At 28.8% G+C, this 12,149-nt stretch carries 11 protein-coding genes and 2 rRNA genes; 2 read left to right on the top strand and 11 right to left on the bottom strand.

Going from position 1 to position 12,149, the window contains the following annotated elements; translation table 11 throughout:
* The first annotated feature begins 31 nt into the window (after positions 1-31).
* Entirely contained in the window at positions 32-1,702 is a 1,671-nt protein-coding gene (locus tag MHN29_RS17395) for an alpha/beta hydrolase-fold protein (protein ID WP_235275947.1), read from the top strand.
* A gap of 82 nt (positions 1,703-1,784) precedes the next feature.
* Here MHN29_RS17395 and MHN29_RS17400 read toward each other — a convergent pair whose 3' ends face one another.
* The 9 genes from MHN29_RS17400 to MHN29_RS17440 all read right to left on the bottom strand — a co-directional run bounded on the left by MHN29_RS17400 (position 1,785) and on the right by MHN29_RS17440 (position 9,993).
* Positions 1,785-2,174, bottom strand: coding sequence for a DUF4345 domain-containing protein (locus MHN29_RS17400; RefSeq protein ID WP_235275948.1), 390 nt, complete (start codon positions 2,172-2,174; stop codon positions 1,785-1,787).
* Positions 2,175-2,264: 90 nt separating this feature from the next.
* Positions 2,265-2,900: a vancomycin high temperature exclusion protein gene (locus tag MHN29_RS17405; protein WP_235275949.1), complete on the bottom strand. Its 636-nt coding sequence runs from the start codon at positions 2,898-2,900 to the stop codon at positions 2,265-2,267.
* Positions 2,901-2,911: 11 nt separating this feature from the next.
* Positions 2,912-3,694 (bottom strand): LytTR family DNA-binding domain-containing protein, encoded by a 783-nt coding sequence (locus tag MHN29_RS17410; RefSeq protein ID WP_235275950.1) that lies wholly within the window; start codon positions 3,692-3,694, stop codon positions 2,912-2,914.
* A gap of 1 nt (position 3,695) precedes the next feature.
* Entirely contained in the window at positions 3,696-4,742 is a 1,047-nt protein-coding gene (locus tag MHN29_RS17415) for a sensor histidine kinase (protein WP_235275951.1), read from the bottom strand.
* Between the two features lie 69 nt (positions 4,743-4,811).
* Positions 4,812-5,555, bottom strand: coding sequence for a hypothetical protein (locus MHN29_RS17420; protein ID WP_235275952.1), 744 nt, complete (start codon positions 5,553-5,555; stop codon positions 4,812-4,814).
* Between the two features lie 175 nt (positions 5,556-5,730).
* Complete coding sequence (gene leuB, locus MHN29_RS17425) at positions 5,731-6,846, bottom strand: 3-isopropylmalate dehydrogenase (protein ID WP_235275953.1); 1,116 nt, start codon at positions 6,844-6,846, stop codon at positions 5,731-5,733.
* Positions 6,847-6,851: 5 nt separating this feature from the next.
* Positions 6,852-7,430 carry a 3-isopropylmalate dehydratase small subunit gene (gene leuD, locus MHN29_RS17430; protein ID WP_235275954.1) on the bottom strand — a complete coding sequence of 193 codons (579 nt, stop codon included), beginning with the start codon at positions 7,428-7,430 and terminating at the stop codon, positions 6,852-6,854.
* A gap of 5 nt (positions 7,431-7,435) precedes the next feature.
* Positions 7,436-8,818 (bottom strand): 3-isopropylmalate dehydratase large subunit, encoded by a 1,383-nt coding sequence (leuC, locus tag MHN29_RS17435; protein ID WP_235275955.1) that lies wholly within the window; start codon positions 8,816-8,818, stop codon positions 7,436-7,438.
* Entirely contained in the window at positions 8,818-9,993 is a 1,176-nt protein-coding gene (locus tag MHN29_RS17440; RefSeq protein ID WP_235275956.1) for a 2-isopropylmalate synthase, read from the bottom strand. The genes leuC and MHN29_RS17440 overlap by 1 nt, the downstream gene beginning before the upstream one ends.
* Positions 9,994-10,127: 134 nt before the next feature.
* On the opposite strand from MHN29_RS17440, the gene MHN29_RS17445 reads away from it, so the two are divergent.
* On the top strand, positions 10,128-11,696 hold the full coding sequence (locus MHN29_RS17445) for a hypothetical protein (RefSeq protein WP_235275957.1): 1,569 nt from the start codon (positions 10,128-10,130) through the stop codon (positions 11,694-11,696).
* 131 nt (positions 11,697-11,827) lie between these two features.
* Here the strand turns inward: MHN29_RS17445 and rrf are convergent.
* Both rrf and MHN29_RS17455 read right to left on the bottom strand, forming a co-directional pair.
* A 5S ribosomal RNA gene (rrf, locus tag MHN29_RS17450) occupies positions 11,828-11,936 on the bottom strand.
* Positions 11,937-12,036: 100 nt separating this feature from the next.
* Positions 12,037-12,149, bottom strand: a 23S ribosomal RNA gene (locus MHN29_RS17455); the annotation flags it as partial.

Raw genomic sequence — 12,149 nt, forward strand, 5'->3', positions numbered from 1 at the left:
GTGTATAATTTTGCCTCATAAAATTATTACTATGAGATTTTTTATATCATTTTTATTTATTACAATAACTTTTTGTGTTAATGCACAAGAAAGTTACAAAAGTATTATAGCCAAAGCTATAAAAGAGAGAGATAGTAAATCTGCTGATTATGACAAAGCTTTTAAACTATACGAAAATGCTTTTAAAAAATATCCTGACAGCATTTCTCAAGATGATCAATATTGGGCTTCCGTATTGGCTGCCAGCTTAAATAAAAAGGATAAGGCTTTTGAATATTTAACTCCTTTAGCCAAATTAGAAGAAGACAGTTCTGGTTATCCTGGTTGGGAACTAATTGTTGGTGAATATGCTAAAGTAGATTATCAAAATCTTTTCAATGATAATAGATGGAAGGTATTAAAAAAACAAGCCGAAATAAGTAAGAAAGCTTTCTTTAACAAGCTACTTAAAAGTGAAAATGAATTTTATAAAACAAAAAACACCGAATTAAATACTCATCAAAATATTAAATCATTATATCAGAGTATTAAAAATTATAATCCATATTTAAGAAAAAAACATAGAGACTATTCTTTATCATTTAAAATCAACGATTCAGCAAAGACATCATTCACTATTCACTTACCAAAAAATTACAATCCTAATAAAAAATATCCTATTTTATTTTTTCTACATGGGGCTGTAAGACATACTTCTCTTTCTGAATATCAAATCCCTAAAACTAACTTAGGAGGATGGAACAGATACTATACAAAGTATGCCAATAAAAATGACGTGATTTTAGTTTTTCCTAAAGCAAGTAAAAAATACAATTGGATGACTTCTGATGATGGTTTTTCAATGGTTCCTGAAATATTGAAGCTAATAAAAACATCTATAAATGTAAATGATAATAAAGTATTTATTTCCGGGCATTCTAACGGTGCTACTGGTTCCTTCTCTTATCTAATGAAACAACCAACAGGGTTTACTGGTTTTTATGGTTTTAATACACATCCGCAAGTTTATACAGGTGGAACTTTTATCCAAAACATATTAAATAGATCATTCATTAGTTTTTCAACAGATCAAGATTATTATTACCCTCCAGATGCTAATGATAGTTTAATTAAAATGATGGACTCTTTAAATGCCGATTATAAAGACTATAGATACAAAGGTTTTCCACATTGGTTTCCTAAATTTAATGAATCTGAGCCTGCCTATAAAACTCTTTTTGCTGACATAAATAATAGAATTCGAAATCCTTATCCTAAAAAAATCAACTGGGAATTTGATGATAATAACTATGGAAACATAGATTGGTTATCTAATATTAAACTAGATACTTTATCAAAGAAAGCAACTTGGAATAAGCAATTAAATTTTAAAATTGATAAATGGTTAGGTTATAATAAAAATGATAGTTTAATTAGTAAAAAAGTAGATTTTAAAGCTTTTAAATTCCCTAGAAAATCAGGAAAAATAATAGCTAAATACGACAAAAACACATTTAAAATTAAAACTTCACGCATAGCTAGTTTCTCTGTAAATATTTCTCCTGAAATGGTTAATCTTAAAAAGAAAATAAAAGTTTATGTTAATGGAAAACTTTTATTCAATGATAAATTAAAATTTGATAAAAAGTTTATGCTACAAAATTTTAAGAGTACTAACGATAGAAATCAAATTTGGGTTAACTCTATTAACTTAAAAATATAAGAAACTATACGATAAAACATATACAAAAGAGTCTGACTTTAATAAGTCAGACTCTTTTGTATTCAACATATTCATAAATATTTTATAAAGCTATCAAACTTATCAAACAGATAAGATTAAGACTAGCTAAAATAAATTCTGAAATTAATCCTTGAATTATCAATTTATTTGGTTTCCCATCAAATTTAATACTTAATACTCTTCCTATTCCAAAACCTAAAAAAATTAATATCGCCACTACAAATGAAGTAAAAGTTAATTCAGACACCATTGTTCCAAGTAAAATAATAATACCTCCTAATAGCATAACCCCACTTACACCTCTCATTTCATTCAACAAATTAGCATCTTCTTCTAATTGAACTCCTGAATTCTTTAAATACGTTTTTATAGGATTGCTTAATCTCATTATACCTACAAATAATAATAAGCTTCCTGATAGTGCTAACGTAATAATTTTGAAAATTTCCATTTTAATTGTCTTTAGTTTTTTAGTACACTACAAACTTAAAACGGACTAATGACAGCGGTGTGTCAGGGGTATTTATAATTTTAGAAAAAATTATTTTATTTCTATTTTCTTCCCTAAAAATTTAGGTTTAACTCTAAATAAGATGTCGATAAAAACCTTTGTTCTTGCTAAGTATTCTCTTAATTTAACTTTCAAACCATAGCGTCCTGAAACATCTTTAGCATTAAATCCAACCGCTTCTATATTATGATTATGTGCTAAATAAATTGCTCTTTCATTATGGAACTTTTGCGATATTATGGTAACCTTATCTTGTCCAAAAATTTCTTTACATCTAACCACAGAGTCTAAAGTTCTAAAACCAGCATAGTCCAAAAATATTTTATCTTCTGGGATTCCGTACTTCATTAATTCATTTTTAAAATCGGTAGGCTCATCATAACTTTTATTTCCATTGTCGCCACTTATAAGTACAAAATCTATTCTTCCTTTTTTAAATAATTCAACAGTAGCATCTATTCTGTATTTAAAATACAAATTAACCATTCCATTGCTTAACATTTTTGCTGTACCTAAAACAAGTCCAACTTTGTTTTTCTTAATTTCTGAAGCATTAGAAAACGTTTTTCCTTTTGAATAATTTTCTATTGAATAATTTGAAATTAGAATTATCAATAATGGAAATAGTACAACAAACAGTGTTATGATATATTTTTTCTTTTTCATGTTTTTACCTTTTATAGCCCCAACCAATTATTAAAAGCAGCGGTACTATTTTGACTTGTCTTTAATATCGTTTTACTATTTCTCAGATGTACCGCAACACTATTTTTAGTGTATCTACTTATTTTTTCAATAAAATTTCTATTTACAAATTCACTTCTATTAATTTTAAAAAAAATAGTTGGATCTATAAGATCTTCTACTGACTTTAATGAAGTTTGATTTAAAATATGCTTTTTATCTAAATTATCATAAGCAACAATAACACCATAGTCTGCTTGGAAGTACATTATTTCTTCAATTTTTAGAAAATATGCATAACTGGAAGTTTTAACTGGTATAAAATCTTGATATGTTATTGTCTCTTCTTTTTGTTTGCTAAAATAACTTTCTAGTTTTTCTAGTACATGTTGCTCACTAGATTCTACAACCAATGTACTTTTTAAAGTTAAATACTTTTGTATAGCAGCTTCAAAGCGTTCAAATGAATAAGGTTTTAATAAATACGCTATCCCAGTAGTTTCAAAAGCATTCATCCAAAATTGATTGTAGGCTGTGCTAAAAATAATCGGTGCTTTTATATTTAAATTTTTATAAGCATTAAAAACATTTCCATCTAACAATTCAATATCTGAAAAAATTAAATCAATTTCAGGTTCTGATTGAAAATACGATAAAACCTCTTCAATTGCTTCTAATTCTTTTACAATAGTATAAGGCTCAGAGATTTTTTCTAAATACTTTTTTATTTTCTTTCTGGCTGGAAATTCATCTTCAACCAATACTATTTTCATCATACTATTTTAAATTAATCAATGGAAGTGTTACTTCAAAAGAAGTCTCATTTTCTTTTATCAAAATTGGCTTTTTAACAAAATAATGAAATTGCTTTGTAATATTCTTTAACGCTATGCCATTTCCTTTTTTCTTATTCTTAAAAGCCATTTTATTATTAGATACTTTAATTCCCTCTTTTACTTGTTCTATTTTTATATTGATTGGATTTTCTATAGTACCTCTATTATGCGTTATCGCATTTTCAATTAAAACTTGAATACAAAATGGAGGTAAAATAACTTTCAATAATTTCAACTCTTCTTCAATTATTAAATTATAGTAAGAATTATACTTAACCTTCATTAATTCAAAATAGCCTTCAGAAAAAGTTAGCTCATCTTGTATAGAAACTAATTCTTTATTTGCACTAAATAAATTATAACGATACAATTCTGAAAAACGATTTAAAAACGAACTTGCTTTCTCTGTATCTTCTTCTATTAAATGGTCCAATACATTTAAATTATTAAATAAGAAATGAGGGTTTAATTGAGTTCTTAATTGGGCTACTTCATTTTTAACTTTACTAATTTCATAGTCTTTTACCTGCTCTTCGTATTTTCTATTCTCTTTAAAATAAAGGTATGCCAATGAAAAACCCCCAAAAATTAGAAAATCTATTATCGAACCAAAATTTTTATAAACAATTAAATAGAGGCTCCCATAATTCCTTGAAAAAGTATTGAAAATGTAAGCTATTAATATTCCTGAAATATTATTATACAACACATATCCAAACAATCCTATTCCAAAAAAAAGTAGATACTTTTTTTCTGTAGATATACTTAATTGTGAGTTACTATCTAATTTCTTTTTTATAAATGCAACTAGTAAAAAAATAAAAACTCCTTTAAAAAAAAACCAAAAAGGGGCATCTATATGAAATCTAAAATCTTCAAAAGATCGAGATATTAGTAATTCATTTTTTAAAATAAGTAACCAACTGAAAGCAAAAAGAAAAAATAAAAAACGTAAATTTTCTTTAAAAAATGTAACAACTTTTTTCATATCTATGGTAACAAATATATTCAATTTGTGATGAAGCTCTTTATAAAACTTCATCACAAATTTCAAAGGTTATTTCTTATTTTCAGGCCAAGTACTAACTACATTTCCTTTTTCATCATATGCTACTAATTTGATAGCATTATTTTCATCGATTATAAATTTAGCTCGCATTCTTCCTTGATCGTCATTCAAAAATAATCCATTTTGCTTCCCTGGAGTTTGTCCTAGAACTACTCTAGTTGTTACTCCTAACAATCCTTTCTTTTTATATTCTTCATATTTCTCTTTTCGCTTTTTTCTATCTTTAATTTTTTCCAACTCTTTTATTAACTTATCTCTTACTTCTCGTGTTTCATTATCTGGTCTATCATTAAATACCAAACGTCCCGCCTTATATCTTTTATTTCCATCACTATTATCAAGAGTTATTAATTGCATTACTTGGTCTCCATCATATTGATCAAATGTTAAAGAAAGCCCCGAACTATGTCCTTTTCCTCTTTTTTTACCATCATAAATTAAACCACCACACTCTTTACCGTCTTCAGTATAAAACAACAACCCTGGTCTCTTTGTTCTTTTATGATAAACCTCTCCATTAATTATATCTCCTTCTGAAGGGAAGTTTTTTGCATTCGTAATTAGCATTTTTACTGTTCCATCATCTTCTACAACATTAATACGCTTCACATCTATGGTATCAAACTTAGTAACTTTCTTTGTTTTAAAACTCTGAGTAGTTAACAATACAATTGCACTTGTTAAGCAAAATGCAAACGCTCTTAAAAAAATTAGTTCTCTTTTAGTATTCATCTTTATATGTTTTTATGATTTATACTTCAAAAGTATCCTAGACATCTTGGTCTTGAAACCACTTTTTAAGAAACCAAGGAATTATTCACATGAACTAAGGAATATTTACGATAAAAAAAATGAGGCACTTATATTTCTATAAATACCTCACTAGTTACATTTAATAATCAATTAATTATATAATGGTGCTTTGTCCCATATGTATATTCTGGAAATTTAAATTACTATCCTCTTGGTTATAGATATAATCGACTATAAAATCACCAACCTTACTTGTTCCAAAACTAGTTTCTGAACTAATATCTTCTGTCGTAATTCCTAGTTCTAACGATTTTTCCACTGCTCTTTCTACAGCAGCTGCTTCTGTATGTAAACCTAAATGTTTCAATAACATTGCTGCTGATAAAATAGAAGCCAATGGATTAGCTATATCTTTTCCTGTAGCTTGTGGAAAAGAACCATGAATAGGTTCAAATAACGCATTCTCTTTACCAACTGAAGCTGATGCTAACAATCCTATAGAACCTCCAATAACACTTGCTTCATCACTAATAATATCTCCAAACAAATTTTCTGTCAAAATTACATCAAACTGTTTAGGGTTTAAAATCATTTGCATTGCCGCATTATCTACAAATAAAAAATCTAAGGTAACTTCTGGATACTGACTTGATAATGCTGTAACCGTTTTTCTCCATAAACGTGATGTTTCTAAAACATTTGCTTTATCAACTAAAGTCAATTTTTTACTTCTATTTTGTGCCTCTTTAAAAGCTAAATGTGCAATACGTTCAATTTCTTCTACAGAATAAGAGCAACCATCAAATGCTATTTTTCCATCATCACTTAACTCTTTTATTCCAAAATAAATACCTCCTGTTAATTCTCTATAAATAGAAATATCAGTATTTTTTATAATGTCTTCTTTTAGTGGTGAATTTTCAATCAGTTGATCGTAAGCCTTTACTGGTCTAACATTACAAAACAATCCTAACTCTTTACGTAATTTCAATAATCCTTGTTCTGGTCTTACCTTAGCACTTGGATCATTATCATATTTAGGATGTCCTATTGCTCCAAATAATATTGCATCAGATTCTTTACAAACTGAAAGTGTTTCGTTTGGTAATGGGTTCCCTGTTTCATCTATAGCACAAGCTCCCATCAATGCTTCTTTATAAATAAAAGTATGGTCGTAAACATGAGCAATCGCATTCAGTGCTTTTTTTGCTTGTTCAGTAACTTCGGGTCCTATTCCATCTCCTGGAATAACAGCTATATTATATTTCATATTTTTTATAATGTTGCTTCAAAAGCTTTTATTTTATCTTTTTTACTTATTAAGAAATCAATATCATCGTATCCATTAAGCATGCATATTTTTTTATATTGATTGATTTCAAATTCACAATTCCCTACTGGAGTTTTTAATAATTGATTCTCTAAATCAACTATCAAAGCAGTATCAGGAACTTCTTTTATTTTTTTCAATAACTTTTTTAAATACTCCTCAGATACTTGAATAGGTAAAATTCCATTATTTAAAGCATTTCCTTTAAAAATATCCGCAAAAAAACTACTAATCACTACTTTAAATCCGTAACCTGATAATGCCCATGCTGCATGTTCTCTACTAGAACCACATCCAAAATTATCGCCAGCAATTAGTATACTTCCTTGGTATGTATCATTATTTAAAACAAAATCTTTATTTATACTTCCATCTTTGTGAAAACGCCAATCTCTAAATACATTATCTCCAAACCCTTTTTTATCCGTTGCTTTTAAAAAACGAGCTGGAATTATCTGATCAGTATCAATGTTTTCAGTAGGTAAAGGAATTGCTGTATCTATTAATTTCACAAACTTTTCCATTCTTTCTAATTAAGATTTTTAGTTATATCAATAATTCTTCCTTCTACTGCAGTCGCTGCTGCAATTAATGGACTTGCCAAAATAGTTCTTGCCCCTTGTCCTTGTCTACCTTCAAAATTTCTATTGGATGTAGAAACACAATATTCTCCTTCAGGTATTTTATCATCATTCATTGCCAAACAAGCAGAACATCCAGGTTCACGCAACTCAAAACCAGCTTTTTCAAAAATAGTTTGTAAGCCCTCTTCTTGAATTTGTTTTGCTACCAATTGTGATCCTGGAACTAACCATGCATTTACATTTTTAGCCTTTTGTTTTCCCTTAACATAAGAAGCTGCAACTCTAAAATCTTCAATCCTTGAGTTTGTACAACTACCAATAAAAACATAATTAATTTTTTTATTAACTAAGCTTTCACCCTTTTTAAAATTCATATAAGTCAACGATTTTTCAAAAGAAACATCATTTTCTTCAGGAATAGTTTCGGTAATTTTTATTCCCATTCCAGGATTTGTACCATAAGTAACCATTGGTTCTATATCTTCAGCATTAAAAGAATACTCTTTATCAAACTTAGCATTTGCATCAGTTTTTAAAGTTTTCCAATGAGCTACTTTATCCTCAAATAGTTCACCTTTAGGAGCAAATTTTCTACCTTTTACGTATTCGAAAGTAGTTTCATCAGGAGCAATCATTCCTCCTCTAGCTCCCATTTCAATACTCATATTACAAACAGTCATACGACCTTCCATAGACATTTCTTCAAAAACATTTCCTGCATATTCACAGAAATACCCTGTTCCTGAATTTGTCCCTAACTGAGCTATTATATACAGTATAACATCTTTAGGCAACACACCTTTTTTTAAGGTTCCATTGACCGTTACTCGTAAACTTTTAGGCTTTTGTAATAACAAACATTGACTTGCAAATACTTGTGCTACTTGACTTGTTCCTATTCCAAAAGCAATTGCACCAAAAGCTCCATGGGTTGATGTATGACTATCTCCACAAACCATTGTCATTCCTGGTTGAGTAATTCCCAATTCAGGAGCCATTACATGAACAATTCCATTGTATTTATGACCTAAACCATATAATTCTATATTATTCTCTTTACAATTATTAGTTAATTGCTCTAATTGATTTCTAGAAAGTTCATCTCTAACAGGTAAATGTTGATTTACTGTAGGAGTATTATGATCAGCTGTTGCAATAATCTTATCTGGACGCGCAATTGGAATATTACGTTCCTTTAACTCATTAAATGCTTGTGGACTTGTAACCTCATGGATTAAATGTTTATCAATATATAAAACTTGAGGTCCATTCTTTATAGTATCTACTACATGAGCATCCCATACTTTGTCAAATAATGTTTTTCCCATTAGGCTATTGCTATTTTAGAAACCTTATTAACTTGTTTCATTATCATATGAATATCATCATCTATTACTTCTTTTTGCTTATCTGCAAAACTTAAAAAAGTTCTATAAGCTGAATCCAGTTGAATTTTGGTTAATTCATACCCTATTTTTTTTGCCCTATACGCTAAAGCAGCTCTACCACTTCTTGCTGTTAATACAATAGCACTTTCAGTAACACCTACATCAGCTGGATTTATGATTTCATATGTCTCACGATTTTTAATAACTCCATCTTGATGAATCCCTGAACTATGTGCAAAAGCGTTTGCTCCAACTATAGCTTTATTCGGCTGTACAGGCATTCCCATGCTTTCTCTAACCATTAAGCTAGTATCATATAATAACTGTGTATTGATATCAGTTTGTAAATTCAAATAAGGGTGTTGTTTTAAAATCATAACAACCTCTTCTAAAGCTGTATTTCCTGCTCGCTCTCCAATTCCATTAATAGTACATTCTATTTGACGAGCACCATTAATTGCTCCAGCTATTGAATTTGCTGTAGCTAAACCTAAATCATTATGACAATGACAAGAAATGATTACATTCTCAATTCCTTTTACATTTTCTTTTAAGTATTTTATTTTAGCTCCATACTCTTCAGGTAAACAATATCCAGTAGTGTCTGGAATATTTAAAACTGTAGCTCCAGCTTTAATCATCTCTTCACAAACTTTCGCTAAAAAAGCATTATCAGTTCTACCAGCATCTTCTGCATAGAATTCTACATCATCAACAAAATTCTTCGCATATGAAACAGCTTCAACCCCTCTCCTTATAACTTCATCTTGAGAAGAATTAAACTTATATTTAATATGAGAATCGCTCGTTCCAATTCCTGTATGAATCCTTGGTTTTTTAGCTATTTTCAAAGCTTCTGCAGCAACTTCAATATCTTTTTTTACTGCTCTAGTCAAACCACAAACTGTAGCGTTCTTTACCAGTTTTGCAATTTCATTTACAGAAGTAAAATCTCCTGGGCTAGAAACTGGAAAACCTGCTTCAATAATATCAACTCCTAAAAAATCTAATCTCTCAGCAATAACTAGCTTTTGTTTTGTGTCCAGTTTACAACCGGGGACCTGCTCACCATCTCTTAAAGTGGTATCGAAAATTTGGACTTTATCGTTATTCATTCTCTTAAATATATTGTCATTATATCAATCAAATGTATATATTGGCTTTTCAGAAGTGCTATTTTTTCAAATACTCTTTACGACACCAAAAAACAAAACAAAAACACTAACAAACTGATTAACAATATTTTAAAATGAATTATTTTACAAGAGTTAACCAACAAAATGATTCTTTATTTGTACTGATTCAATCTTTAACGAAATCAGAAAAACGTCAGTTTCACTTATATATTGGTCGATTAGAAGGTAATACTGAAGCTAAATTTTTTACTCTTTTTAAGTTTTTAGAAAAACAAAAAAAGTATGATGAAAAAGCAATTATTAATAGTGGAATTGTTAGCAAGCAACAACTTTCTAATTTAAAAGCTCATTTGTATAAACAAATGCTAACTAGCTTACGAATGAATCCGAAACATAAAAATGTTAGAGTTCAAATACGTGAACAGTTAGATTTTGCCACAGTACTATATCAAAAAGGTCTATATAAGCAAAGTCTTAAATTACTTGACAAAGCAAAAGTATTAGCAATAGATAATGAAGAAAAAAACATTGCTTATGAAATTGTGGAATTAGAAAAAGTAATCGAAAGTCAGTATATAACGAGAAGTATTAGTACCAGAGCTGATGAATTAACAATTCAGGCTAAGGAATTAAGTTTACAAAATGTAATTACAAGTAAACTCTCAAACTTATCACTTCAATTGTATGGTATTCTTTTAAAAACTGGCTATGCTCGTAATGATGAAGAACTGAATAAGATTAACTCTTATTTCTATGCTCGTTTACCTAATTTTGATTACAATAAATTAGGATTTAGAGAGCGTTTATGGCTATACAAAGCACACCTATGGAGATCTCTTTTAACTCAAAATTTTCTGAATGGTTATAAGTATTCTTCTAATTGGGTAAACTTATATCGAGAGTATCCAAAAATGGTAAAATTAAATCCTGTTTTTTATTTAAAAGGAATCAACTACTTATTAGAGTCATTATTCTTTATTCAGCATGAAAAAGAATTTAATAAAGAGCTTACATCATTTGAAAATGATATAAAACAAAATAAAATTCCAATGAATGGAAATACTGAAATTTTAATTTTTCAATATTTCTATGCAAATAAACTACATAAGCATTTCCTAGAAGGTACATTTAGTGAAGGAGAATATTTAGTTGACGAAATTAATAGTAAGATTCATGAGTATAGTAATCGAATAGACAAACACCATATTATCACATTATATTACAAGATAGCTTGCTTATACTTTGGAATGGGTGAAAATAAAAAGTCAATTGAATATCTATCTAAAATTATCAATTCAAAAAAACTATATGTTGGTGAAGACCTACAATGCTTTGCTAGAATTTTAAATCTAATTGCACATTATGAATGTGGACTAGACTATCATTTAGAAAGACAATTTAAAGATACATATAAGTTTCTTCTTAAAATGGAGAATTTACAAGAAGTGCAAAAAGAGTTCATTGTTTCAATAAAATCGCTTGGAGATGTTTTTCCACATCAAATAAAAAATGAATTTAAGAAGATTCATAACCGATTAAAAGTTTATGAAAATCATCCTTTTGAAAAAAGAGCCTTTCTATATCTAGATATTCTGTCATGGCTAGAAAGTAAAATTGAAAACAAGCCTATTTCAACGATTATAAGAGAAAAATATAATCATCGAAAGAAAAAGCCTTGTTAATTTATAAAACAAGGCTAAAACTCATCTAACCCCTATTAATTAAGATTTAGGTTTTCTTATTCCGTATCTTTTTATTTAGATTTAGGGCAAAAAAAAACCTCAATCTTATTTTATAAGATTGAGGTTAAAAAGAAAGGCAACGACCTACTCTCCCACCATCGGCAGTACCATCGGCGCTAATGGGCTTAACTTCTCTGTTCGGAATGGTAAGAGGTGAGCCCCATTGCAATAATCACCTTAAATCGTTTCAGTGTATTTCAACTGTAAAAGTTAACATATTAGTAAAATCATATCATAAATTATCAAAGAGTTGCGCTTCCCTCCGTAGAGGGAAGACGATATACATAAGCCTATGGGTTATTAGTACTACTCGGCTATGACATTACTGCCTTTACACCTGTAGCCTATCAACGTTGTAATCTCCAACGACCCTTTAAAGAAATCTCATCTTGT

Origin of the sequence: Tenacibaculum sp. Cn5-46, assembly GCF_022347705.1 — a bacterium.
Classification (GTDB): domain Bacteria; phylum Bacteroidota; class Bacteroidia; order Flavobacteriales; family Flavobacteriaceae; genus Polaribacter; species Polaribacter aiptasiae.